Here is a 24,550-nt window from a genome sequence, read left to right as displayed (position 1 = left end):
GGCTGCAAAATTTGAGTCAGGCCTTTGCAGGCCATCGGCGTGGACGATGGAAGATTCGCCCCACGTGGAGAAGTGAAAATGGATAACGGCGTTCATTGCGCCTCCTTCTTGTTATGCACCTGCACGACAGGCATGGGGCGCATCTCACCCTCCAAACGACACTGAAACAAGCGCGCCAGAGCGCTACGCAAGGCCCGGAGGGACTGGCTCCGGCAGATTTTCCTTACAGTCTGATAAAGACACCCGATTTACGGGTTTGCGACGGCCTTTTCGTAAATATTCACTGACAGTGCGTAACGTAAAGTTTCCACTCCAGACCCATCGAAGCCCGGAGCAGCGATTGACGTTAGCTGACTAACTATTTGAAAGGCGTTAAGTTTTTTGTTTTAAAACAAGAAAAACACGCCTGAAAAAAAGAAATAAAAAGTCCAAAAAAAAAAACGCCAACCCTAAGGTTGGCGTTTCTGTTTTCAGCTTGAAGCTTGCCGCTCGAAGCTTACAACTGCTTTATTCCGGCTTCTTGCGACCGAAACCCGGACGCTGGCCGGAACCGGCCGGTGCGCCACGGCGCTTGCCCGACGGCTTGTCATCATCAGCCAGCTTGATGCCCGGACGCTTCGGCGCCGGTTTGGCCGGACGCTTGGTGTCGACTGGGCGATCCGCCACCGGCGTACCGCGACCTTCGCCACGCTCGGCACGACCATTGGCCGGACGCGGACTACGCGGGCCACGCTCGCCATCCGGGCGCGCTGCCGGCTTGCGACCTGGACGCTCGCCTTCGATCTGCGGCTCGCGGACCGGACGCGGACCGGCGCCAATCGGTGCACCGTTGGCCGGACGCAGGGTGCGCACGCGCTCGGTACGCGCCATCGGACGCGACGACTTGCGCTGCATGCGGTCGAGCTTGTCTTTGCTCTTGGCGTTCAGTTGCGGCATGGCCACCGGGGTCAGACCGACTTCGGCGCTCAGCACGTCGACTTCGTACTGGCTCATTTCGCGCCAGCGGCCCATCGGCAGGTCGGAATTGAGGAACACCGGACCGAAACGCACGCGCTTCAGGCGGCTGACCACCAGGCCCTGGGATTCCCACAGGCGACGTACTTCACGGTTACGGCCTTCCATCACCACGCAGTGATACCAGTGGTTGAAGCCTTCGCCGCCCGGTGCCTGTTGAATGTCGGTGAAGCGCGCCGGGCCGTCTTCCAGCACGACGCCGGCCTTCAGGCGCTCGATCATTTCGTCGTCGACTTCGCCACGCACACGCACCGCGTACTCACGGTCCATCTCGTAGGACGGGTGCATCAGGCGGTTGGCCAGTTCACCGTCGGTGGTGAACATCAGCAGACCGGTGGTGTTGATGTCGAGACGACCGATGTTGATCCAGCGGCCTTCCTTAGGACGCGGCAGCTTGTCGAACACGGTCGGACGGCCTTCCGGGTCGTCACGGGTGCAGATCTCGCCATCGGGCTTGTTGTACATGATCACGCGGCGAACCGACTCGGCGGCTTCTTCGCGCTTGATGACCTTGCCATCAATGGTGATGGCGTCGTGCATGTCGACACGCAGGCCCAAAGTGGCGTCTTTGCCATTGACCTTGATGCGGCCGGCAGCGATCCAGGATTCGACGTCACGGCGCGAGCCGACGCCGATACGGGCGAGGACTTTCTGCAGCTTTTCGCCTGCTGGGCCGATTTCCTGGTCGTCTTTCTGATTGATGTCACTCATCTGGGCACCTCCCGGTGTGGTCTGTTCAGCGGCGCTGAATGAGCCGCTGAAGCGTTGAAATCTGGGTTTTCGGACGAAGGGATCGCCGAAGGGTCGCGAATCATACGCGGATGTGGCCGCGCGCGCATCAGAGACTAGTCGATCAGGGCAAGGTTATTTCTTTTTCCGCCGACCGGTGGCGCCGAGCTTGATCAAACGCAGCGCGGCTTCGGCCAATACAGTGCGCTTGTCGTCCTTGTCGAGTTTCTTCCAGGCCCGGATCTCACGCTTGCTGCGGCCGCAGCCGAGGCAGATGTCGTCGCTGAACTTGCAGACGCTGATGCACGGGTCCTTGGTCGAGCTCATGCTCAATCCTCGAACTCGCGGCGTTCGGCTTCGATGGCTTCGGCCAGGGCGCGGGCCTCGGCTTCTTCTTCGCTCAATTCTTCCTCGGCGGCGGGTTCGGGTGCGGGCTGCTCAAGCCGGGCGACGGCGGCCAGCAGCTTTTCCCGGGCTTCGGCCACGCCGAGTACATCGTCTTCCTGCTCGGGCTCAAATTCAGGCTCAAACTCAGATTCAGGCTCGAATTCAGTTTCGAATTCACCCTCAACCGGCGGCTCGACAGGATCGGATTCAAACCCGGTCGGCATCGATTCGCCGCCCACCCCGTCACGCAGCAAGTCGTCGAAGTCGGTCTTGATCCCCTCCTCCATGCTGTCCAGTTCCAGCAGCAGAGTGTGAAAACTGGTTTCCTCCTTCGGTTCTTCCGGCTCGGCACTGGCATCGGCCAGCTCCTGCAAGCCCGGCGGCACCGGAGCGTCGTCGAAGTCGAGCACCGGTTCCGCCTCGATCTCGCGCAACTCGGCCAGCGGCGGCAAGTCGTCGAGATTCTTCAGGTTGAAGTGGTCGAGAAACGCCTTGGTGGTAGCGAACATCGCCGGTTTGCCCGGCACGTCGCGGTAACCGACGATACGGATCCACTCGCGTTCCATCAGCGTCTTGACGATGTTGGTGTTGACCGCCACGCCCCGCACGTCCTCGATTTCGCCCCGGGTGATCGGCTGGCGATAGGCGATCAGCGCCATGGTTTCCAGCAGCGCTCGGGAATAGCGCTGCGGACGCTCTTCCCACAAACGACCGACCCACGGCGCGAACTTTTCGCGAATTTGCAGACGATAGCCGGAAGCGACTTCCTTGAGCTCGAACGCCCGGCCCTCACAGGATTTGCCGAGCAGGGTCAGGGCTTTCTTGAAGACCGGCGGTTCCGGGCGCTCACCTTCTTCAAACAGTTCATACAGACGCTCGAGGGATTGCGGCTTTCCCGAGGCCAACAGAAAGGCTTCAAGCAGGGACGCCAGCTCGCGGGGTTCAGTCAGGTTCATATCGGGACTCGTTATTCGGCTCGGGCTCGCACGTGGATCGCGGCGAACGGCTCATTCTGCACCAGCTCGATCAGGGATTCCTTGACCAGTTCAAGGATCGCCATGAAGGTCACCACCACCCCGAGCTTGCCCTCCTCGGCGGTGAACAGCTCGACGAACGGCACAAACCCGCCGCCCTTGAGCCGTTCCAGCACATCGCTCATGCGCTCGCGGGTGGACAGCGCCTCGCGGCTGACCTGATGGCTTTCGAACATGTCGCCGCGGCGCAGCACCTCGGCCATGGACATCAGGATTTCCTCCAGCGCCACGTCCGGCAACAGCTTGCGCGCACGGGCTTCCGGGGCGTCGAGCTTGGGCACGATCACATCGCGACCGACCCGACTCAGGCCATCGATGCCTTCGGCGGCAGCCTTGAACCGTTCGTACTCCTGCAGACGGCGGATCAGTTCGGCGCGCGGGTCGTCCTCTTCGTCCTCGACGGTTTCGGCCCGGGGCAGCAGCATCCGCGACTTGATCTCGGCCAGCATCGCGGCCATCACCAGGTACTCGGCGGCCAGTTCCAGGCGCACCGACTGCATCAGCTCGACATAGCCCATGTACTGGCGGGTGATTTCCGCCACCGGGATGTCGAGGATGTTGATGTTCTGTTTGCGGATCAGGTACAGCAGCAGGTCGAGGGGGCCTTCGAAGGCTTCGAGGAAGACTTCCAATGCATCCGGCGGGATGTACAGGTCCAGCGGCATTTCCGTGACGGCCTGGCCATAGACCATGGCAAACGGCAGTTCCTGCTGGGCACCGGCCTGGGGATCAACGGTTTCCACTGCGGACATTCAGGCCTCGGCCATGAATGGAGCCGGGTCGCCGCAACCGACGCGGATCACTTCCGGATCATCGCCGGTCAGGTCGATCACGGTGGAGGCCTTGATGCCGCCGGAACCGCCGTCGATGATCAGATCCACCTGATGCTCGAGCAACTGGCGCATTTCGTATGGATCGCTCAACGGGTCTTCATCACCCGGCATGATCAGAGTCACGCTCATCAGCGGCTCGCCCAGTTCGGCCAGCAGCGCCAGCGCGATGGGATGGCTCGGCACCCGCAGACCGATGGTGCGTTTCTTCGGATGCAGCAGCAGGCGCGGCACTTCGCGGGTGGCGTTGAGAATGAAGGTGTACGGCCCCGGCAGGTGGGCTTTGAGGATTCGAAAGGTCCCGGTATCGATCTTGGCGTAGTTGCCCAGTTGCGAAAGATCGCTGCAGATCAGCGCGAAGTTGTGCTTTTCGTCGAGTTGACGCAGGCGACGAACGCGCTCGATGGCGCTCTTGTCACCGATCTGGCAACCGATTGCGTAGGAAGAGTCGGTGGGATAGACCACAACTCCGCCCTTGCGGATGATCTCGACGGCCTGTTTGATCAGGCGCGCTTGCGGGTTTTCCGGATGAATCTGGAAAAATTGACTCACATTCTCTACCTGTTCAGACGGCGGCAATAACTGGGTCATGTTTGAACCGACACCACAGGGGTGGAAGGTCCTCCGGCACCGGCCGGTACTGGCCGATCTCGGACCAGCCACCAGGGCCATGGAAATCACTGCCGGCGCTGACCAGCAGACCGAACTCACGGGCAAGGATTGCCAGGCTGCCCACCTGTTCCGCAGGCTGATGACCATTGACCACTTCGATCGCCTGCCCGCCCGCTTGAATATAGTCGGCAATCAGCTTTCGGCGCTTGCTGCGGGTGAAATCGTAGTGCCACGGATGCGCCAGGCTGACCCAGGCGCCGGCGGCGCGCAGCGTACCGACGGTGTCTTCAAGGGTCGGCCAGTGCAGCTTGACGTCCCCCAGCTTGCCGGCGCCGAGCCATTTGCGAAACGCCTCGGCGCGATCCTTTACAAAACCTTCACGCACCATCCAGTCGGCGAAATGCGGACGGGCCGGGGCGTTGCCGCTGTCGCCCAGTTCCTGCTGGATCTGCCGCGCGCCGTCGAGCGCATTCGGCATGCCCTTGAGGGCGAGCTTGCGGCTTATTTCCTCAGACCGCAGCCAACGGCCATCGTGCAACTTCGCAATCGCCTCGACCAACGGTGCGGCATTGACGTCGAAACCGTAGCCGAGCACGTGAATGGTCGCCCCGCCCCAGGTGCAGGACAATTCGACGCCGTTGACCAGTTGCATGCCCAGCGCCTCGGCGGCCGTACGCGCTTCGGCGAGGCCTTCGAGGGTGTCGTGATCGGTCAGGGCCAGGACTCGCACGCCGTTCTCGAACGCACGCGCAACCAGTGCCGCAGGCGCCAGGGCGCCATCGGAGGCCGTGCTGTGGCAGTGCAAATCAACATTCACGGGGATGTGTTACCTCAAATCAGCTGGCGCTATCGCGCGCCCATATGTTTGTTATTATGCCGCCACATCCAGCTTCTGGCTCTCACTGTGAAACAATTCATCGATTTCATCCCGCTTCTGCTGTTCTTCATCGTCTACAAACTCGATCCACGTACCGTCGACGTTGCCGGCCATGAACTGACGGTAGGCGGCATTTACAGTGCCACCGCCATGCTGATCATCAGCTCGCTGGTGGTGTACGGCGCGCTCTTCATCAAGCAGCGCAAGCTGGAGAAGAGCCAGTGGCTGACCCTGATTGCCTGCCTGGTGTTCGGCAGCCTGACACTGGCCTTTCACAGCGAAACCTTCCTGAAATGGAAAGCCCCGGTGGTCAACTGGCTGTTCGCCCTGGCCTTCATCGGCAGCCATTTCATCGGTGACCGCCTGCTGATCAAGCGCATCATGGGCCACGCACTGACCCTGCCGGATCCGGTCTGGACCCGACTGAACATCGCCTGGATCGCCTTTTTCCTGTTCTGCGGGGCCGCCAACCTGTTCGTTGCCTTTACCTTCCAGAGCATCTGGGTGGACTTCAAGGTATTCGGCAGCCTGGGCATGACCGTGCTGTTCCTGGTCGGTCAAGGCATCTACCTGTCCCGTCACCTGCACGACGCCGATACCACAACGCCAAAAACCGAGGACTGACATGCTCTACGCCATCATTGCCACCGACGTCGCCAACTCCCTGGACGCCCGCCTCGCTGCGCGCCCGGCACACCTTGAACGCCTGCAGGTGCTCAAGGGCGAAGGCCGCATCGTGCTGGCCGGCCCGCACCCGGCGGTCGACAGCAATGATCCGGGCGCAGCAGGTTTCAGCGGCAGCCTGATCGTTGCCGAATTCGACTCCCTGAGCGCTGCGCAAGCCTGGGCCGATGCCGATCCTTACATCGCCGCCGGCGTCTACGCCAACGTGATCGTCAAGCCGTTCAAGCAAGTCCTGCCGTAACCTCCCCCTCGTAAAAGCCCTCAGCGCGATGAACCTTGTCCGTTCATCGCGCTCTCAATCGCTCATTATTCTCGTTTGCCGGCCGACAACCTGCCCAATATCCATTTGGAAACAGGAGTCGCGATGCGCAAGGGTCCGTTGTGTCTGATGTTGGTCACGTTGTCGATCATGGCGCCCGCCCATGGTGACGAAAGCACCGAGGGCGGCAGCTCCACGCCGCTTTCATTGAGCGCCGGCAGTCAGATCACCGAGTTGCAGCAGCGCCTGAAGGCCAGTGAGCAGCAACGGGAAGAACTGAGCAAACAACTGCAAAATGCCGACAACACCCGCGAAAGCGCCCAGCTCGCCCGGCTGCGCCAGGAGAACCAGCGTCTGAAGCTGCAACTCAAGGAGGCCCAGGCCAGCCCGCTGCCGCGCCTGCTGACCGAACAGCAGCAATGGTTCGTCACCGGGGCCGGGGTAGCGCTATTGGCGCTGCTCTGCGGTATCTTTGCCAGTGGAGCAAGCCGAAAACGTCGGCAATGGCTAAATTGAGTGAGTCATGAGCGAGCTGTTACTGATTGATGATGACCAGGAGTTGTGTGAACTCCTGAGTAGCTGGCTGAGCCAGGAAGGCTTTCAGGTCCGGGCCTGTCACGATGGCCAGAGCGCCCGCAAGGCGCTGGCCGAAACCGCGCCGGCGGCCGTGGTGCTGGACGTGATGCTGCCCGACGGCAGCGGCCTGGAACTGCTCAAGCAACTACGCAGTGATCATGCCGACCTACCGGTGCTGATGCTTTCGGCCCGGGGCGAGCCGCTGGACCGGATTCTCGGCCTGGAACTGGGCGCCGACGATTACCTGGCCAAACCCTGTGATCCGCGCGAACTGACCGCCCGCCTGCGCGCCGTGCTGCGCCGCAGTCATCCGGCCGCCGTGTCGACCCAGCTGGAGCTGGGCGACCTGAGCTTCAGCCCGGTGCGCGGCGTGGTCAGTATCGACGAAAAGGAATTCACCCTCACCGTCTCCGAAAGCCGTCTGCTCGAGGCCCTGCTCAAGCAACCGGGCGAGCCGCTGGACAAACAGGAACTGGCGCAGATCGCCCTCGGCCGCAAGCTGACCCTGTACGACCGCAGCCTGGACATGCACGTCAGCAACCTGCGCAAAAAGATCGGCCCGCACCCCGACGGCCGCCCGCGCATCGTGGCCCTGCGCAGCCGTGGCTACTACTACAGCCTCTGATCGTCTGTCAGTTTTGTCAGGTCGGCGCGAAAACGTGTTTACCCAAGCTTTACACAGCGCTGACCGCCGCTGACCTTGATCTCCGTAATCTGTACTCATCCGGAACGTACCGGGAACGAGACAAAGGAGATTCACCATGCGCAAGACTCTTATCGCTCTGATGTTTGCCGCTGCCCTGCCGACCGTCGCCATGGCCCTGCCACAGGATGGCGGCCCGATGGGTGGCCCGCTGGACGGCCCGCGCCATGGCGGTCAGATGCACGGCATGCACGGCAAAGGCCCGTACAGCCAGCTGGACCTGTCCCGCGAACAGCGCGAGCAGATCCGCAAGATCATGGGCGAGCAGATGCACGAGCGTAAGCAGACGGTCGAAAAATACCTGGAGAAACTCTCGCCAGCCGACCAGAAAGCCATGAAAGACGAGATGGCGGCCAACCACAAGAAGGCCGAGTCCGATGTCCGCGCCGTGTTGAAACCGGATCAACAGAAGAAATTCGACGAGATCCAGAAGAAACAGGCCGAGCGTCGCGCCGAATGGGCCGAGTTCAAAGCCTGGAAAGCGCAACAGCCGCAAAAGGCGCAATAATGTTCTAGCGTCACGCCCCGACCCAACGGCTCACCGCCGTTGGGTTTTCTTTGTTTGAGGATTTTCTGTGCGTTCATTGTTCTGGCGTATCCTCGCCAGCTTCTGGCTGGCCATCGCTCTGGTTGCAGGGCTTTCCATTCTGCTGGGGCACATGCTCAACCAGGACGCCTGGATCCTCAGCCGCCACCCGGGCCTCAACACCCTGGCCGCCGAATGGACGCAGACTTACGAAACCCAGGGCGAAAACGCCGCCCAGGACATCCTCGAACAGCGCAAGCGCCAGTACCACATCGACGTGCAAGTGCTGAATGAAAGCGGCGACCCGGTGGTGCGCGGCACCTTCCCTCGGCGCGCGGCGGCCTTCGAGGCGCGGCAGAACAACGATGACCGACGCCTGCCCTGGCGCCGTCTGACCGACGAATTCACCAGCGAAAAAAGCGGCGACACCTACCTCTTCATCTATCGCATCCCGCACCCGGAACTCGACGCCTGGCACCGCGAAAGCCTGCTCTGGCCATTGAGTGCGCTGGGCATTGCGCTGGTGGTGCTGACCCTGTTCAGCCTGCTGGTGACGTTCTCCATCACCCGCCCGCTCAGCCGTTTGCGCGGCGCGGTGCACGACCTCGGCCAAACCACCTATCAGCAGAACAGCCTGGCGCAACTGGCCAACCGTCGGGATGAGTTCGGCGTGCTCGCCAACGACTTCAACCGCATGGGCGCACGCCTGCAAAGCCTGATCGGCAGTCAGCGCCAGTTGCTGCGCGATGTGTCCCACGAATTGCGTTCACCGCTGGCACGGCTGCGCATTGCCCTGGCTCTGGCCGAGCGTGCAAGCCCGGAAGAACGGGAAAAACTCTGGCCGCGCCTGACCCGCGAGTGTGATCGGCTGGAAGCGTTGATCAGTGAAATTCTGGTGCTGGCGCGGGTCGATGCCGACAACGCCAGCGCCGAAGAGGTGGATCTGAATGCCTTGCTCGCCACCCTGCAAAAGGACGCGCAACTCGGTTCGCCAGAGCAGACCGTGCGTCTGGAGGCCGAGCCGGTGCTCAATCTGACCGGTTGGCCGACCATGATCGAACGCGCCGTGGACAACCTGCTGCGCAATGCCCAGCGGTTCAACCCGGTCGGGCAGTCGATTGAAATGCAGGCGTCACGTCAGGGCGAGCGGATCGTGGTCAGCGTGCGTGACCATGGGCCAGGGGTGCAGGCCGAACATCTGAGCCAGTTGGGCGAACCGTTTTATCGGGCGCCGGGGCAGACCGCCGCCGGGCATGGCCTCGGACTGGCGATTGCCCGGCGGGCGGCGGAGCGGCATGGCGGGACGCTGGTGCTGGCCAATCATCCGCAGGGCGGCTTTGTGGCGAGTCTTGAATTGCCGCTGGAGCCTGGGGCTGTTGTTCAGCCCTGATGGAGTCAGGCTTTACCCGGCCAGGCGCTGACAAACTCCGCCAGATCAACCTTCTCGGCCACCCGCGGTTCTTTCTGCGGTGTGCCGAGGTACAGGAAGGCAATCACCTCTTCGTCATCCGTCAGGCCCAAACCCTTGGCGACATGTTTCGAGTAAGCCAGATCACCCGTACGCCACACCGCACCAATCCCCTGCGCGTAAGCCGCCAGCAGAATCCCGTGAGCTGCACAGCCTGCGGCCAGCAACTGCTCGGCCTTCGGGTATTTGACGTGATCCTGCAACTTGGCGATGACCACGACCACCAGCGGCGCCCGCAGCGGGCCGTTGCGCGCCTTGTCGATCATCGCTTCGGTGACTTCGCCTTCCTGCATTTTTGCAGCTTCGGCCAGCAACTCGCCCATCTGCTCACGCGCCGCACCTTCGACGGTCAGGAAGCGATACGGCTGCAAATGGCCGTGATCCGGTGCGCGGGTCGCGGCGGCGAACAGCACTTCGCGCTGTTCGGCGGTGGGGGCCGGATCGATCAGTCGTGGAACGGAAACACGGTTGAGCAAAGCGTCGAGAGCCTGCATCGGCCACCTCCTGAAAAAAATGTCCGGCTATTCTAGCTGCAAGTGATCCAGACGCGTCGGTTTACATGCCTTGCACCGCAGGTAGAATGGCGCCCTTCCCACATCAACCCGAGCGGACTTCATGGCGTTGCCGACCTTACGGATCATTGGTTTCATCATCGGCATCTTCCTGATCACCCTGGCCATCGCCATGGTCGTGCCCATGGCCACCCTGGTGATTTTCGAGCGCACCGGCGATCTGCCGTCGTTCCTCTGGGCGAGCATGATCACCTTTCTCGCCGGCCTCGCACTGGTGATTCCCGGTCGCCCGGAACACATTCACCTGCGCCCCCGGGACATGTACCTGCTGACCGTCAGTAGCTGGCTGGTGGTGTGCATCTTTGCCGCGCTGCCGTTTTTGCTGACCCAGCACATCAGTTACACCGACTCGTTCTTCGAAAGCATGTCCGGCATCACGGCCACCGGATCGACCGTGCTCAACCACCTGGACGACATGTCCCCCGGCATTCTGATGTGGCGCTCGCTGCTGCACTGGATCGGCGGCATCGGCTTCATCGGCATGGCGGTGGCGATCCTGCCGCTGCTGCGCATCGGTGGCATGCGCCTGTTCCAGACCGAATCCTCGGACCGCTCGGAAAAGGTCATGCCCCGCTCGCACATGGTGGCGCGGCTGATCGTGGCGGCGTACGTCGGCATCACGATTCTCGGCAGCCTGGCGTTCTGGTGGGCCGGGATGAGCCCGTTCGATGCGATCAACCACGCGATGTCGGCGATTTCCACCGGCGGGTTCTCGACCTCCGACCAGTCCCTGGCCAAATGGACGCAACCGGCGGTGCACTGGGTGGCCGTGGTGGTGATGATTCTCGGCAGTCTGCCGTTCACCCTGTACGTGGCGACGCTGCGCGGCAACCGCCGGGCGCTGATCAAGGATCAACAGGTACAGGGTTTGCTCGGCATGTTGCTGGCGACCTGGCTGGTGCTCGGCACTTGGTACTGGTGGACTACCAACCTGCATTGGCTGGACGCGTTGCGCCATGTGGCGCTGAACGTGACGTCAGTGGTCACCACCACCGGATTTGCATTGGGCGACTACAGCCTGTGGGGCAACTTCTCGCTGATGCTGTTCTTCTATCTGGGCTTCGTCGGCGGCTGTTCCGGTTCGACGGCGGGCGGGATCAAGATTTTCCGCTTCCAGGTCGCCTACATCCTGCTCAAGGCCAACCTTAACCAGTTGATTCACCCGCGTGCGGTGATCAAGCAGAAGTACAACGGTCACCGCCTCGATGAGGAAATTGTCCGGTCGATTCTGACGTTCTCGTTCTTCTTCGCCATCACCATCTGCGTGATCGCCCTGCTGCTGTCGCTGTTGGGCGTGGACTGGATGACGGCGTTGACCGGCGCCGCCAGCACCGTGTCCGGCGTCGGCCCGGGCCTGGGCGAGACCATCGGCCCGGCCGGCAACTTCGCCAGCCTGCCGGATGCGGCCAAGTGGATTCTGTCGTTCGGCATGCTGCTCGGCCGACTGGAGATCATTACGGTGTTTGTGCTGTGTATTCCGGCGTTCTGGCGTCACTGATCGCCTTCGGCGCTTCCAGCAACCGCGCCCGGTAATCGCCGGGCGTGGTGTCGAACCAGCGGCGGAAGGCGCGGAAGAAATTGCTCGGGTCGGCAAAGCCCAACAGATAGGCAATCTCCAGCAAGGTCATGCTCGGCTGCGCCAGGTATTGCTCGGCGAGTTCGCGGCGGGTGTCATCAAGCAACTGCTGAAAACTGGTGCCCTCCTCCTGCAAACGTCGTTGCAAGGTGCGCTGCGACAGGTGCAGGGTCTGCGCCACCGTGTCGCGCTTGGGTTCGCCCTGGGGCAGCAGGCGGCACAACACCTGACGCGCCTTGTGTGTCACGCGGCTTTCGGAAAACCGCGCCAGATATTCCCCGGCAAACCGGTCGTGCAGCAGCGCCATCGCCTCATTGGCGGTGGGCAGTGGCGCTTCCATGTCGGCCCGTTCGAAGATCAGCGCGTCATACGGCGCGTTGAACACCAGCGGTGCATGGAAGGCTTGTTTGTAGGGTTCAAGGTCATCCGGCTCATCGCCCTGCACCAGCACTTTGCGCGGGTGCAGCGTGCGCCCGGTCAGCCAGCCGCACAGCGCCAGCGCGCAGGCCAGCGAGGCTTCGGCACTTTGCCGGGTCGGCGGCAGGTGATCGCCATGCACCGTCAGAATCAACGCATAACCTTCATCGAGCAGGCGAAAACTCAGGTCGGCACTTTCGGCGATGATTCGCTGATAACGCACCAGTCGCTGAAAACCTTCCGCCAGCGTATTGCTGGACATCAGTGCATAGCCCGCGACATGGAACGAAGCCGGTCGCACCACCTTGCCCATGTTCAGGCCGATGGCGGGATTGCCGGACAGCTCGACCGCCCGTTGCCACAGTCGGGTCATGGAATCCTGCGGGAAGCGCGCGTCCGGATCCTCCAGCGCCGCGTAGTCGAGCCCCAGCTGTCTGAACAAAACCCGGCAATCCAGGCCGTCCATTTCCAGTGCCTTGACAATCCCCATCGCCCAGCTTGCAGAAGTCGTTCGTTCGCTCATGGCGTTTTTTCTTGGATGACATGGTGAGCCGCATACTACGGCCGATTTCCCAAGGATAGTAAAGTGGCGCCGATTGTCACTGGCCGACGCCAATGATCACTCTAGACTCAAATAAGCTACCCGCCGAACAACTTGCAATCAGAACAATAACCACAGAGATCGCAGTCGTGGAAACCCTCAAGCCTTTCAACAGCTTCGCCGAGTTCTATCCGTATTACCTCAGCGAGCACAGCAACAGCACCTGCCGTCGCCTGCATTTCATCGGCACGACACTGGTGATCTTCATTCTCGCCCTGACCATCGCCAAGGGCGCCTGGCTGCTGTTGCTTGCCTTGCCGCTGGCCGGCTACAGCTTTGCCTGGGTCGGCCATTTCTTTTTCGAGAAAAACCGCCCGGCCACCTTCCAGCACCCGTTCTACAGCCTGCTCGGCGACTTCGTCATGTACCGCGACATGATCCTGGGCCGCGTGCCGTTCTAGAAATTCCGACCAAGAGGACTGCCATGAGTGCCACTGCCCGTTTCACCCACATGAAGGACGGTACACAGGAAGACTGGGCGATCATTGCGGCGGATTTCAGCGCCTACGCCCGCCAATTGTCCGGCCGGATCGTGGCGCACCTGAAACTGCTAGAAGGCGATTTCGGCGGTTTCCCGGTGGATCGCCTGACCCACTCGCTGCAAACCGCGACCCGCGCCTTTCGCGACGGACGCGACGAGGAATACGTGGTCTGCGCGCTGCTCCACGACATCGGCGACACCCTTGGCTCCTACAATCACCCGGACATCGCCGCCGCCATTCTCAAGCCGTTCGTCAGTGCCGAAAACCTGTGGATGGTGGAAAAGCACGGGATCTTCCAGGGCTACTACTTCTTCCATCACCTGGGCATGGATCGGCACCTGCGCGAGCAGTTCAGCGACCACCCGCAGTTTCTGGCGACCGCGGAGTTCTGCGCAAGATACGACGCGGCGGCGTTCGACCCCGAGTACGACACCCTGCCGCTGAGCTTCTTCGAGCCGATGATGGAAAGGCTGTTTGCCCAGCCGAAAAACTCGATCTACAAAGCGGCGATGGAAGAGCACACCCCGGCCTGATGTTGTCTGCACCGGCCTCATCGCTGGCAAGCCAGCTCCCACAGGTTTTTTGGGGTGTACACAAAGGCTACGTACACCTTCGACCACTGTGGGAGATTCTATGTTGCAGGGGAACCCTGCAACCTTAAATTGGGTTGGTATTCGCTCTGATTTTTCATGAGGGCGAATGCCACCCGGCAAAGCTTACGGGCGAGGATGACCAAAGCCTGAGTTCTGGCTAGACCTCTTGCCAGATAGGATTCATAGAACGGTTTCCAAACAGGGGACCGACAAGCTGCCATAGCTTCATTGTGTGCAAGACGCCGTAATTCTCCGTTACCTTTTTTGCTCAAGTGGCGAGGACTGTGTTTCTTGCCTGAGTCCTTTGCCTTCAAATCCATTCCCAGAAAGGCGATGAACGCATCGGCGCTGGCGAACTCACCTCGCATATACGTCGTAATAACTTCGTATAGCATACATTATACGAAGTTATACGATTCTGCTGGGGCACATGCTCAACCAGGACGCCTGGATCCTCAGCCGCCACCCGGGCCTTACGTTCCGTAGCGCCGTTGAGCCTCTTTATAACTCAACTCGCCTTTTTCGACTTGGTCGACAACCGACAATTTAAAAGTCAGCGTGTAATCGCGTTGACTGCGTTTTGCGCCCGAATCCATTGCACCCTCCTGATAAGAAGCCAGAAGGTGTTAACCTTATTCAGGACGAGACAGCACCCACAAAAAAGCCCCCGCAACTTCACAGTTGCGGGGGCTTTTTCGTTTTGGCAAACGCCCGAGATCCTTGTGGGAGCCGGGCTTGCCCGCGATGGCGGTTGGTCAGGCAGCTGATTTGTAAACTGATACACCGCATTCGCGGGCAAGCCCGCTCCCACAGGGATCTCCACTGGATTCTGATAAGTCCACAAACACAAAAAAGCCCCCGCCAGCCGCAAAGCTGACGGGGGCTATTCAATCGAGACGCAAACTACATCTCCACCTGCGTCCCCAACTCAATCACCCGGTTCAGCGGCAGATTGAAGAACCGCAGGTTTCCGTTGGCATTCTTCAACATGAATGCAAACAGCGCTTCACGCCAACGGGCCATGCCTTCGAGTTTCGAGGCGATGACCGTTTCGCGGCTGAGGAAGTAGGTGGTGCGCATCGGGCTGAAGTCCAGATCATCCAGGTGGCACAGCTTCAGCGCCTGCGGCACGTCCGGTTCGTCGGTGAAGCCGAAGTGCAGGATCACCCGGAAGAAGCCTTCGCCGTGGGCTTCGACTTCGAAGCGCCGGGATGGCGGGACGCGCGGGATGTCTTCGTAGACCACGGTCAGCAGCACCACTTGTTCGTGCAGCACCTGGTTGTGCAGCAGGTTGTGCAACAGCGCGTGCGGCACCGCGTCGGAACGGGCGGTAAGGAACACAGCGGTGCCCTGCACGCGGTGTGGTGGCTGGACGCGGATGCTGCTGATAAAGATCGGCAGCGGCAGCGCGCCTTCGTCGAGGCGCTCGACCAGCAGTTGCTTGCCGCGCTTCCAGGTGGTCATGAGCACGAACAGCGCGATACCGGCGATCACCGGGAAGGCGCCACCCTGGACGATCTTCGGCACGTTGGCGGCGAAGTACAGGCCGTCCACCAGCAGGAAGCCGATCAGTACCGGCACCGCCAGAATCGGTGGCCATTTCCATAGCAGCAGCATGACTGCCGACACCAGAATCGTGGTCATCAGCATAGTGCCGGTTACCGCCACACCATAGGCCGAGGCCAGTGCGCCGGAGGATTCGAAGCCCAGCACCAACAAGACAACGCCGACCATCAGCGCCCAGTTCACCGCGCCAATATAAATCTGGCCCTGCTCGTCGCTGGACGTGTGCTGGATGTACATACGCGGAATGTAACCAAGCTGAATCGCCTGACGAGTCAGGGAGAACGCGCCGGAAATCACCGCTTGGGACGCAATCACCGTGGCCAGGGTCGACAGACCGACCAGCGGAATCAGTGCCCAGCTCGGCGCCAGCAGGTAGAACGGGTTGCGCGCCGCTTCCGGGTTGTCCAGCAACAAGGCGCCCTGACCGAAGTAGTTGAGCACCAGCGCCGGCAGCACCAGCAGGAACCACGCGCGGGCAATCGGCTTGCGACCGAAGTGGCCCATGTCGGCGTACAGCGCTTCGGCACCGGTCAGCGCCAGCACCACGGCGCCGAGGATCGCCACGCCCATGCCGGTATGCACCATGAAAAAGCGCACGGCCCAGATCGGGTTCAGCGCCTTCAGCACTTCCGGGGAATGGCTGATGCCGTACACGCCGAGAGCGCCGAGAACGAGGAACCAGGTGACCATGATCGGCCCGAACAGAATGCCGATCCGTGCTGTGCCATGGCTCTGGATCAGAAACAACCCGACCAGCACCACCAACGACAACGGCACGACCCAATGGTCGATCCCGTCAAATGCCAGGCCCAGACCTTCGATGGCCGACAGCACAGAGATCGCCGGGGTGATCATGCTGTCGCCATAGAACAGCGCTGCGCCGATCAAGCCGCAGACCACCAGCAGCGAACGCAATTTCCTGCGTTCCCCCGCTGCCCGCCGTGCCAGCGCGGTGAGCGCCATGATGCCGCCCTCGCCCTGGTTGTCGGCACGCAGCACGAACATCATGTATTTGATCGACACGACCCAGATCAGCGACCAGAAGATCAACGACAGAATGCCCAGCACCCCGTCGTGGTTCACCGGAACGCCATAAGCGCCGGAAAACACTTCTTTGAGGGTGTACAACGGGCTCGTGCCGATGTCGCCGTAAACTACCCCGACCGCCGCGACCAGCATGCTCAGCGGCTTGGTGGCCGAACCTTCGGCGCCTGCCGCGTGACTACTTGCCTGACCCATCCAACACTCCTGATTCCCAGACCGGCTTCTTATATGAAGCACTATGCTTTGTGTGCAGCATGCGCGTTTTTACGCCCTGTAACAGACGTTTTGTTGACTGTAAAAATTCAGTAAAGCGCAACGGCGCGAAGCATAGCGCAGCACTCGTCGTATTTCCCTGCATAAAGCTGGTCAAGTGCGTTGCTCACCGCTAGAATTGCGCACTTTTTGATCAGAGGCGCGCCTTAAGCGCCCATCCGTCGGTTCCTGAATCAGGCAAGCGACGTCACAAAACACCGAGGTTAGACATGTCCACCACTCCTGCGCCGGCCAATCCAAAGGTTGGCTTCGTTTCTCTGGGTTGCCCGAAAGCACTGGTCGACTCCGAGCGCATCCTGACCCAGCTGCGCATGGAAGGCTATGACGTGGTGTCCACCTATCAGGACGCCGACGTGGTCGTGGTCAACACCTGCGGCTTCATCGACTCGGCCAAGGCCGAATCGCTGGAAGTGATCGGCGAAGCGATCAAGGAAAACGGCAAGGTCATCGTGACCGGCTGCATGGGCGTGGAAGAAGGCAATATCCGTGACGTGCACCCGAGCGTGCTGGCCGTCACCGGTCCGCAGCAGTACGAGCAAGTGGTCAACGCCGTGCACGAAGTCGTGCCGCCGAAGCAGGATCACAACCCGCTGATCGACCTGGTGCCGCCGCAAGGCATCAAGCTGACCCCGCGCCACTACGCGTACCTGAAGATTTCCGAAGGCTGCAACCACAGCTGCAGCTTCTGCATCATCCCGTCGATGCGCGGCAAACTGGTCAGCCGTCCGGTCGGCGACGTGCTCGACGAAGCCCAGCGTCTGGTCAAATCCGGCGTGAAGGAACTGCTGGTGATTTCCCAGGACACCAGCGCCTACGGCGTTGACGTCAAGTACCGCACCGGTTTCTGGAACGGCGCGCCGGTGAAAACCCGCATGACCGAACTGTGCGAAGCGCTGAGCACCCTCGGCGTCTGGGTCCGTCTGCACTACGTTTACCCGTACCCGCACGTCGACGAACTGATCCCGCTGATGGCCGCCGGCAAGATCCTGCCGTACCTGGACATCCCGTTCCAGCACGCCAGCCCGAAAGTCCTGAAGTCGATGAAACGCCCGGCGTTCGAAGACAAGACCCTGGCGCGGATCAAGAACTGGCGCGAGATCTGCCCGGACCTGATCATCCGTTCGACCTTCATCGTCGGCTTCCCCGGCGAAACCGAAGAAGACTTTCAGTACCTGCTGGACTGGCTGACCGAAGCCCAGCTCGACCGCGTCGGCTGCTTCCAGTATTCGCCGGTCGAAGGCGCTCCAGCCAACGATCTGGATCTGGAAGTGGTTCCGGACGACGTCAAGCAAGACCGCTGGGAACGCTTCATGGCGCACCAGCAGGCCATCAGTTCGGCGCGCCTGCAACTGCGCATCGGCCGTGAAATCGAAGTGCTGGTGGACGAAGTCGACGAGCAGGGCGCGGTCGGCCGCTGCTTCTTCGATGCCCCGGAAATCGACGGCAATGTGTTCATCGACAACGGCAGCAACCTGAAGCCGGGCGACAAGGTCTGGTGCAAGGTGACCGACGCCGACGAATACGACCTCTGGGCCGAACAGATCTAAGCGCGAAAAATACAGAAAGCCCCGCTCTCTTTTACGAGATGCGGGGCTTTTTTACGGCTAGAGTTTGTGAGGGGAAGGACTCCCTCATCCATGACAAAGAGGCTATCGGGCATGCGTCAGCATTCGGTCATCCACACGCCGAAACTCAGCGATTATCAGGAACTGACCCGGGTCTGGGAGGCCTCGGTTCGCGCGACCCACGATTTCCTGCCGGAATCCTACATCGAGCTGCTGAAGAATCTGGTGCTGACCCGCTACCTCGATGCGGTGATGCTGATCTGCACCCGCGACAGCCACCAGCGCATCACCGGGTTTGCCGGGGTCGCGGCGGGCAAGATCGAAATGCTGTTCATCGACCCGGCCCATCGCGGCCAGGGCCTTGGCAAGAAACTGTTGAAGTACGCGATGGAACACCTGAACGCCGACGAACTGGACGTCAACGAACAGAACCCGCAGGCGCTGGGGTTTTACTTCAAGCAAGGGTTCGAGGTGATCGGCCGCTCGGAGGTCGATGGCATGGGCCAGCCGTATCCGTTGTTGCATATGCGTCTGCGCCAGAATCAGCAACGCTCGAACCATGCCTGATCAAGCATAGAACCCTGTGGGAGCTTCGGTGCGACGTTTCGACTTGCCAGCGATGCAGGCGCCTCGGTCTGACAAAACACCGCGGTGATAACATCGCTGGCAAGCCAGCTCCCACAGGTCAAGCGAACACTCTGTAAATGCAATCGGGCTTAACCGGCCCCAGGCAGGTACAATGCCCACCCCTTTTTTGTTACGGCCCCTGTCATGACTGACCCGATTCGCCTCTCCAAACGCCTCATCGAGCTGGTCGGTTGCTCCCGCCGGGAGGCCGAGCTGTTCATCGAGGGCGGCTGGGTCACCGTGGACGGCGAAGTCATCGACGAGCCGCAGTTCAAGGTCGGCGACCAGAAAGTCGAGCTCGACAAGGATGCCAAGGCCACCGCGCCGGAGCCGGTGACTATCCTGCTCAACGTGCCGGCGGGCATGGATGTCGACAGCGCCATGCAGTCGCTGAACGCCGAAACCCTCAGCGAAGAACACCGCTACGGCAAGCGTCCGCTGCGCGGGCACTTCCTGCGCCTGACCGCCAGCGCCGACCTGCAACCCAAGGCCAGCGGCCTGTTGGTGTTCACCCAGGACTGGAAGGTGTTGCGCAAGCTCACCGCCGACGCGGCCAAGATTGAGCAGGAATACGTGGTAGAAGTCGAAGGCGACATGGTTGCCCACGGCCTCAATCGCCTGCAGCACGGCCTCACCCACAAGGGCAAGGAGCTGCCGCCGGTCAAGGCCAGCTGGCAGAACGAAAACCGCCTGCGCTTCGCCATGAAGAACCCGCAGCCGGGGATCATCGCCCAGTTCTGCGAAGCGGTCGGCCTGAAGGTCATCGGCATACGCCGGATCCGCATCGGCGGCGTGTCCATCGGCAAGGTGCCGGTCGGCCAATGGCGCTACCTGTCCGGCAAAGAGAAATTCTAGGGCTCGCAAGCCACCCAATATTTCCGGCATCGCGCCCCGCTCGGTGCCCACAGCGAACATTCAGGATTGCACACATGGTTCACAACGACGTTCTGCGCAGCGTGCGCTACATGCTCGACATCAGCGACAAGAAAGTGGTCGAGATCATCAAGCTCGGCGGCCTGGACGTCACGCTTGCCGATGTCGTGACGTACCTCGACAAGAAAGAAGAAGACGAAGAAGGTTTCGTGCGCTGCCCGGACGAAGTCATCGCGCACTTCCTCGACGGTCTGGTGATCTTCAAGCGCGGCAAGGACGAAAGCCGTCCGCCGCTGCCGATCGAAGTGCCGGTGACCAACAACATCATCCTGAAAAAGCTGCGCGTGGCCTTCGAATTGAAGGAAGACGACATGCACGCGATCCTCAAGGCTGCCGACTTCCCGGTGTCCAAGCCTGAGCTGAGTGCGCTGTTCCGCAAGGTCGGCCACACCAACTACCGCCCGTGTGGCGATCAGTTGCTGCGCAATTTCCTCAAGGGCCTGACCCTGCGCGTTCGCGGTTGACCCATTCGATCACGGCGACTTCGGTCGCCGTTTTCATGCATGCCCTTCCATTCCCTCGAAAAATAGTGGCTCCGCTTTTTGCGGCCGGCGACTAGGGTGTACTGAACCCTAGCCCTCAGGATTCGCCATGCACCCTTATTTCTCCCTGCAAGGCCGCACCGCCCTGGTGACCGGCGGCACCCGTGGTATCGGCAAAATGATCGCCAAGGCCTATGTCGAGGCCGGCGCCCGCGTGTACGTCTGCTCCCGTGACGCGGAAGCCTGTCATCAAACCGCTGAAGAACTCAGTGCTCTGGGCACTTGTCTGGGCATGGCGGCGAACCTGGCGACCGAAGAAGGCGTGAAAGAGCTGGCCGAGCGACTGGGCGAACAGATCACTCATCTGGACATTCTGGTGAACAACGCCGGCACGACGTGGGGCGCGCCGCTGGAGAGTTACCCGGTCAAGGGCTGGGAAAAGGTCATGCAACTCAACGTGACGTCGGTGTTCAGCTGCATCCAGCAGTTTCTGCCGTTGCTGCGCAAATCCGGGTCGGCGGCCAATCCGGCGCGGATCATCAACATCGGTTCGGTGGCGGGGATTTCTTCCTTTGGTGAACAGGCCTACGCCTACGGGCCGAGCAAGGCCGCCCTTCATCAGCTGTCGCGGATCCTCGCCCGGGAACTGGTGAGCCAGCACATCAACGTCAACGTCATCGCACCGGGGCGCTTTCCGAGCAAGATGACCCAGCACATCGGCAGTGATCAACAGGCGCTGGCCGAAGACACTGCGCTGATCCCGATGAAACGCTGGGGCCGCGAGGAAGAGATGGCGGCGCTGGCGATCAGCCTGGCGAGTACAGCCGGGGCCTACATGACCGGTAATATCATTCCGCTGGATGGTGGGTTCAGCCTCTGATATCGGGGGTGCGGCTATCGCTGGCAAGCCAGCTCCCACAGAGATCTCGAGTGTCAGCAGGATTTGTGTACACCACAAAACCTGTGGGAGCTGGCTTGTCGGCCCGCCGCATCGCAGCGATAGCGCCAGCTCTGCCAGCACCAGACTTGAAGCCTGCCGGGTTATCATGCCCGCCCTGCTCCGCTTCGAATGCAAACCATGACTTACAGCGTCTCCCCCATCGGCTTTGTCCGCTCCTGCTTCAAGGAGAAGTTCGCCATCCCGCGCCAGCCGCAACTGGCCCCTGCCGCCCGTGGCGTGCTGGAGCTGGTGGCGCCGTTCGATCAGGGCGATGCGGTGCAGGGGCTGGAGCAGGTCAGTCATGTCTGGCTGCTGTTCCTGTTCCATCTGGCCCTGGAAGACAAGCCGCGCCTCAAGGTCCGCCCTCCGCGCCTGGGTGGCAACAAGTCCATGGGCGTGTTCGCCACCCGAGCCACCCATCGGCCGAACGGCATTGGTCAGTCGGTGGTGAAGCTGGACAAGGTCGAGGCCAATCGCCTGTTCATCTCCGGTATCGACCTGCTGGACGGCACGCCGATTCTCGACATCAAACCCTACGTGCCCTACGCCGACATCATCACTGACGCCTCCAACAGCATCGCCAGTGCCGCGCCGCACCTGATCGACGTGCAGTGGACGGACACGGCGCTGCAACAGGCGTACAAGCACGCTCAGCGCCTGGCCGAGCCGCTGGTCGAGCTGATCGAGCAATGCCTGGCCCAGGATCCGCGCCCGGCGTATCAGACGCCCGCGCCAGAGCGCGAATACGGCGCGCAGTTCTGGGATCTGGATGTGCGCTGGCATTACCCTGTGCCTGAGCAGATCCGCGTCCTGGAAGTGATTCCCGCCGCTGACTGAATCGCGAAAACGAAAAAGCCCGCGCTGCCTTCTCAGGCAGCGCGGGCTGATCGTTCCCACGCTCTGCGTGGTAATGCATCCAGTGACGCTCTGCGTCACCTATAACCAGCTTACTTCTCGACGAATGCGCGCTCGATCAGGTAATCACCCGGCTCGCGCATCCGCGCCGAGATCTTCAGGCCGAAGCTGTCGAGCACTTCGCTGGTCTCGTCGAGCATGCTCGGGCTGCCGCAGATCATCGCGCGGTCGTCCTGCGGGTTGATCGGTGGCAGGCCGATGTCGCTGAACAGCTTGCCGCTGCGCATCAGGTCGGTCAGGCGACCCTGATTCTCGAACGGTTCGCGAGTCACGGTCGGGTAGTAGATCAGCTTGTCACGCAGCGCTTCGCCGAAGAACTCGTTTTGCGGCAGGTGCTCGGTGATGAATTCGCGGTAGGCGACTTCGTTGACGTAACGAACACCGTGAACCAGGATCACTTTCTCGAAGCGCTCGTAGGTTTCCGGGTCCTGGATCACGCTCATGAACGGCGCCAGACCGGTGCCGGTGCTCAGCAGGTACAGGTGCTTGCCCGGGTTCAGGTCGTCCAGCACCAGGGTGCCGGTCGGTTTTTTCGAGATGATGATCTCGTCGCCTTCCTTCAGGTGCTGCAACTGGGAGGTCAGCGGACCGTCCGGCACCTTGATGCTGAAGAACTCGAGATGCTCTTCCCAGTTCGGGCTGGCGATCGAGTAAGCGCGCATAAGCGGGCGGCCGTTGGGCTGTTGCAGGCCGATCATCACGAACTGACCGTTCTCGAAGCGCAGGCCCGGATCGCGGGTGCACTTGAAGCTGAACAGAGTGTCGTTCCAGTGATGAACACTGAGGACACGCTCGTGGTTCATGTTGCTCATGTACGTGGGACTCCTGGAGATTGATCTGCGCCTGCCCGGCTCGTGTTGAAGAATGCCGACGGTGCGCAATTGCATCGCATTCTAATAGCGCCGACAATATCTGTTAACTGGATTATTAAGATAAGGGTTATCGGTTATATCGATATGCGATTTACTCTTCGTCAACTGCAAGTCTTCGTCGCCGTCGCCCAGCAGGAAAGCGTGTCCCGTGCTGCGGGGCTGCTCAACCTGTCGCAATCGGCCGCCAGCACTTCCATCACTGAACTGGAGCGCCAGTCCAGCTGCCAGCTGTTCGATCGCGCCGGCAAACGCCTGAGCCTCAACGCCCTCGGCAAACAATTGTTGCCGCAAGCGGTGGCCCTGCTCGATCAGGCCAAGGAAATCGAAGACCTGCTCAACGGCAAATCCGGTTTCGGCTCGCTGTCGGTGGGCGCGACCCTGACCATCGGCAATTACCTGGCGACGCTGCTGATCGGCGGTTTCATGCAGCGCCACCCCGAAAGCCAGGTGAAGCTGCACGTGCAGAACACTGCCAATATCGTGCAACAAGTGGCTCATTACGAAATTGATCTGGGTCTAATCGAAGGCGATTGCAGCCACCCGGACATCGAAGTGCAGAGCTGGGTCGAGGATGAACTGGTGGTGTTCTGCGCCCCGCAGCATCCGTTGGCCAAACGCGGCAGCGCGACCATGGAGGAACTGACCCATGAAGCGTGGATTCTGCGGGAACAGGGTTCGGGCACGCGCCTGACCTTCGATCAGGCGATGCGGCATCACCGCAGCGCACTGAACATCCGGCTCGAGCTGGAACACACCGAAGCGATCAAGCGCGCCGTGGAATCAGGTCTGGGTATTGGCTGCATTTCGCGGCTGGCGCTGCGGGACGCCTTCCGGCGCGGCAGCCTGGTGCCGGTGGAGACGCCGGATCTGGATCTGGCGCGGCAGTTCTATTTCATCTGGCACAAACAGAAGTACCAGACTTCCGCCATGCGCGAATTCCTCGACCTGTGCCGCGCCTTCACCGCCGGGGTCCAGCGCAGCGACGAGATCGTTCTGCCGAGCATCGCTTAAAGCAGAATCACCGCCCACACCAGAGCGATCATGCTCAGTGCCACGAATTGCGCGGCACTGCCCATGTCCTTGGCGTTCTTGGACAGCGGGTGCAACTCCAGCGAGATGCGGTCGATGGCCGCCTCCACCGCCGAATTCAACAGCTCGACGATCAGCGCCAGCAGGCACACGGCGATCAGCAGCGCCTGCTCGACCCGGCTGACATTGAGGAAAAACGTCAGTGGAATCAGAACCACGTTAAGCAGCACCAATTGGCGGAAAGCCGCTTCGCCGGTGAAGGCGGCGCGCAAGCCGTCCAGCGAGTATCCGGAAGCGTTGAGGATGCGTTTCAGGCCCGTCTGGCCCTTGAAAGGTGACATAAAGTAGATAACCGACCGAAAGG

Annotated in this window: 27 protein-coding genes and 1 pseudogene; 16 read left to right on the top strand and 12 right to left on the bottom strand. The window is 61.2% G+C overall.

Features of this window, described 5'->3' with window-relative positions:
• Positions 1-507: 507 nt before the first annotated feature.
• The 6 genes from rluB to AWU82_RS16525 form a co-directional block, all read right to left on the bottom strand.
• Positions 508-1,725, bottom strand: a complete 1,218-nt coding sequence (rluB, locus tag AWU82_RS16550) for a 23S rRNA pseudouridine(2605) synthase RluB (protein WP_064378593.1) — start codon at positions 1,723-1,725, stop codon at positions 508-510.
• 153 nt (positions 1,726-1,878) lie between these two features.
• Positions 1,879-2,070, bottom strand: coding sequence for a DUF1289 domain-containing protein (locus AWU82_RS16545; RefSeq protein WP_007958358.1), 192 nt, complete (start codon positions 2,068-2,070; stop codon positions 1,879-1,881).
• A 2-nt stretch (positions 2,071-2,072) separates the two neighbouring features.
• Positions 2,073-3,086, bottom strand: coding sequence for an SMC-Scp complex subunit ScpB (gene scpB, locus AWU82_RS16540; RefSeq protein WP_064378592.1), 1,014 nt, complete (start codon positions 3,084-3,086; stop codon positions 2,073-2,075).
• A gap of 11 nt (positions 3,087-3,097) precedes the next feature.
• Positions 3,098-3,916 (bottom strand): segregation and condensation protein A, encoded by an 819-nt coding sequence (locus AWU82_RS16535; protein WP_007958362.1) that lies wholly within the window; start codon positions 3,914-3,916, stop codon positions 3,098-3,100.
• A complete protein-coding gene (locus AWU82_RS16530; protein WP_139831628.1) occupies positions 3,917-4,546 on the bottom strand; it encodes an L-threonylcarbamoyladenylate synthase in 630 nt (209 codons plus the stop codon).
• A gap of 13 nt (positions 4,547-4,559) precedes the next feature.
• The gene (locus tag AWU82_RS16525) at positions 4,560-5,423 is read right to left on the bottom strand and encodes a PHP domain-containing protein (RefSeq protein WP_064378590.1); all 864 of its coding nucleotides are present in this window, start codon (positions 5,421-5,423) and stop codon (positions 4,560-4,562) included.
• Between the two features lie 87 nt (positions 5,424-5,510).
• Between AWU82_RS16525 and AWU82_RS16520 the strand changes: the two genes are divergently transcribed.
• The 6 genes from AWU82_RS16520 to AWU82_RS16495 all read left to right on the top strand — a co-directional run bounded on the left by AWU82_RS16520 (position 5,511) and on the right by AWU82_RS16495 (position 9,621).
• A complete protein-coding gene (locus tag AWU82_RS16520; protein ID WP_011333003.1) occupies positions 5,511-6,107 on the top strand; it encodes a septation protein A in 597 nt (198 codons plus the stop codon).
• A gap of 1 nt (position 6,108) precedes the next feature.
• Positions 6,109-6,408, top strand: coding sequence for a YciI family protein (locus tag AWU82_RS16515; protein WP_064378589.1), 300 nt, complete (start codon positions 6,109-6,111; stop codon positions 6,406-6,408).
• Between the two features lie 123 nt (positions 6,409-6,531).
• The gene (locus tag AWU82_RS16510) at positions 6,532-6,942 is read left to right on the top strand and encodes an SH3 domain-containing protein (RefSeq protein ID WP_011333001.1); all 411 of its coding nucleotides are present in this window, start codon (positions 6,532-6,534) and stop codon (positions 6,940-6,942) included.
• A 7-nt stretch (positions 6,943-6,949) separates the two neighbouring features.
• Positions 6,950-7,627: a response regulator transcription factor gene (locus tag AWU82_RS16505; protein WP_007958370.1), complete on the top strand. Its 678-nt coding sequence runs from the start codon at positions 6,950-6,952 to the stop codon at positions 7,625-7,627.
• A gap of 136 nt (positions 7,628-7,763) precedes the next feature.
• Positions 7,764-8,213: a Spy/CpxP family protein refolding chaperone gene (locus AWU82_RS16500; protein ID WP_064378588.1), complete on the top strand. Its 450-nt coding sequence runs from the start codon at positions 7,764-7,766 to the stop codon at positions 8,211-8,213.
• A gap of 67 nt (positions 8,214-8,280) precedes the next feature.
• A complete protein-coding gene (locus AWU82_RS16495) occupies positions 8,281-9,621 on the top strand; it encodes a sensor histidine kinase (protein WP_064378587.1) in 1,341 nt (446 codons plus the stop codon).
• Between the two features lie 5 nt (positions 9,622-9,626).
• On the opposite strand, the gene AWU82_RS16490 is transcribed toward AWU82_RS16495, so the two are convergent.
• Positions 9,627-10,193, bottom strand: a complete 567-nt coding sequence (locus tag AWU82_RS16490; protein ID WP_064378586.1) for a nitroreductase family protein — start codon at positions 10,191-10,193, stop codon at positions 9,627-9,629.
• Positions 10,194-10,314: 121 nt separating this feature from the next.
• On the opposite strand from AWU82_RS16490, the gene AWU82_RS16485 reads away from it, so the two are divergent.
• Positions 10,315-11,769 (top strand): TrkH family potassium uptake protein, encoded by a 1,455-nt coding sequence (locus tag AWU82_RS16485; RefSeq protein WP_064378585.1) that lies wholly within the window; start codon positions 10,315-10,317, stop codon positions 11,767-11,769.
• Here the strand turns inward: AWU82_RS16485 and AWU82_RS16480 are convergent.
• Entirely contained in the window at positions 11,726-12,787 is a 1,062-nt protein-coding gene (locus AWU82_RS16480) for an AraC family transcriptional regulator (RefSeq protein ID WP_199913007.1), read from the bottom strand. The two genes, AWU82_RS16485 and AWU82_RS16480, sit on opposite strands and share 44 nt — an antisense overlap.
• A gap of 167 nt (positions 12,788-12,954) precedes the next feature.
• Here AWU82_RS16480 and AWU82_RS16475 point away from each other — a divergent pair, with 167 nt between their 5' ends.
• Together AWU82_RS16475 and AWU82_RS16470 are read left to right on the top strand one after the other, a co-directional pair.
• The gene (locus AWU82_RS16475; protein ID WP_041475173.1) at positions 12,955-13,266 is read left to right on the top strand and encodes an Mpo1-like protein; all 312 of its coding nucleotides are present in this window, start codon (positions 12,955-12,957) and stop codon (positions 13,264-13,266) included.
• Between the two features lie 23 nt (positions 13,267-13,289).
• On the top strand, positions 13,290-13,880 hold the full coding sequence (locus AWU82_RS16470; RefSeq protein WP_064378583.1) for an HD domain-containing protein: 591 nt from the start codon (positions 13,290-13,292) through the stop codon (positions 13,878-13,880).
• 98 nt (positions 13,881-13,978) lie between these two features.
• Here the strand turns inward: AWU82_RS16470 and AWU82_RS16465 are convergent.
• Positions 13,979-14,317, bottom strand: a pseudogene (locus AWU82_RS16465) (transposase); the annotation flags it as partial.
• A gap of 526 nt (positions 14,318-14,843) precedes the next feature.
• Positions 14,844-16,685, bottom strand: coding sequence for a potassium transporter Kup (locus tag AWU82_RS16460; protein WP_371915551.1), 1,842 nt, complete (start codon positions 16,683-16,685; stop codon positions 14,844-14,846).
• A 347-nt stretch (positions 16,686-17,032) separates the two neighbouring features.
• Here AWU82_RS16460 and rimO point away from each other — a divergent pair, with 347 nt between their 5' ends.
• The 6 genes from rimO to tsaA all read left to right on the top strand — a co-directional run bounded on the left by rimO (position 17,033) and on the right by tsaA (position 22,207).
• Positions 17,033-18,370: a 30S ribosomal protein S12 methylthiotransferase RimO gene (gene rimO / locus AWU82_RS16455; protein ID WP_011332753.1), complete on the top strand. Its 1,338-nt coding sequence runs from the start codon at positions 17,033-17,035 to the stop codon at positions 18,368-18,370.
• Between the two features lie 111 nt (positions 18,371-18,481).
• Positions 18,482-18,955, top strand: a complete 474-nt coding sequence (locus tag AWU82_RS16450; RefSeq protein WP_064379067.1) for a GNAT family N-acetyltransferase — start codon at positions 18,482-18,484, stop codon at positions 18,953-18,955.
• 204 nt (positions 18,956-19,159) lie between these two features.
• Complete coding sequence (locus tag AWU82_RS16445) at positions 19,160-19,870, top strand: rRNA pseudouridine synthase (protein WP_011332751.1); 711 nt, start codon at positions 19,160-19,162, stop codon at positions 19,868-19,870.
• Positions 19,871-19,944: 74 nt separating this feature from the next.
• A complete protein-coding gene (locus tag AWU82_RS16440; RefSeq protein ID WP_064379066.1) occupies positions 19,945-20,412 on the top strand; it encodes a YehS family protein in 468 nt (155 codons plus the stop codon).
• A 127-nt stretch (positions 20,413-20,539) separates the two neighbouring features.
• Positions 20,540-21,310 carry an SDR family oxidoreductase gene (locus AWU82_RS16435; protein ID WP_064379065.1) on the top strand — a complete coding sequence of 257 codons (771 nt, stop codon included), beginning with the start codon at positions 20,540-20,542 and terminating at the stop codon, positions 21,308-21,310.
• A gap of 198 nt (positions 21,311-21,508) precedes the next feature.
• A complete protein-coding gene (gene tsaA / locus AWU82_RS16430) occupies positions 21,509-22,207 on the top strand; it encodes a tRNA (N6-threonylcarbamoyladenosine(37)-N6)-methyltransferase TrmO (RefSeq protein WP_190241489.1) in 699 nt (232 codons plus the stop codon).
• A gap of 110 nt (positions 22,208-22,317) precedes the next feature.
• On the opposite strand, the gene fpr is transcribed toward tsaA, so the two are convergent.
• On the bottom strand, positions 22,318-23,097 hold the full coding sequence (fpr, locus tag AWU82_RS16425) for a ferredoxin-NADP reductase (RefSeq protein ID WP_003222277.1): 780 nt from the start codon (positions 23,095-23,097) through the stop codon (positions 22,318-22,320).
• Between the two features lie 144 nt (positions 23,098-23,241).
• On the opposite strand from fpr, the gene AWU82_RS16420 reads away from it, so the two are divergent.
• Complete coding sequence (locus tag AWU82_RS16420) at positions 23,242-24,168, top strand: LysR family transcriptional regulator (RefSeq protein WP_011332748.1); 927 nt, start codon at positions 23,242-23,244, stop codon at positions 24,166-24,168.
• Here the strand turns inward: AWU82_RS16420 and AWU82_RS16415 are convergent.
• Positions 24,165-24,527, bottom strand: a complete 363-nt coding sequence (locus AWU82_RS16415) for a diacylglycerol kinase (protein WP_003222276.1) — start codon at positions 24,525-24,527, stop codon at positions 24,165-24,167. The genes AWU82_RS16420 and AWU82_RS16415 overlap by 4 nt on opposite strands.
• Between the last annotated feature and the right edge of the window lie 23 nt (positions 24,528-24,550).

It is taken from the genome of Pseudomonas glycinae (assembly GCF_001594225.2).
Classification (GTDB): domain Bacteria; phylum Pseudomonadota; class Gammaproteobacteria; order Pseudomonadales; family Pseudomonadaceae; genus Aquipseudomonas; species Aquipseudomonas glycinae.
This window is presented reverse-complemented; position numbering and strand designations above follow the sequence as displayed.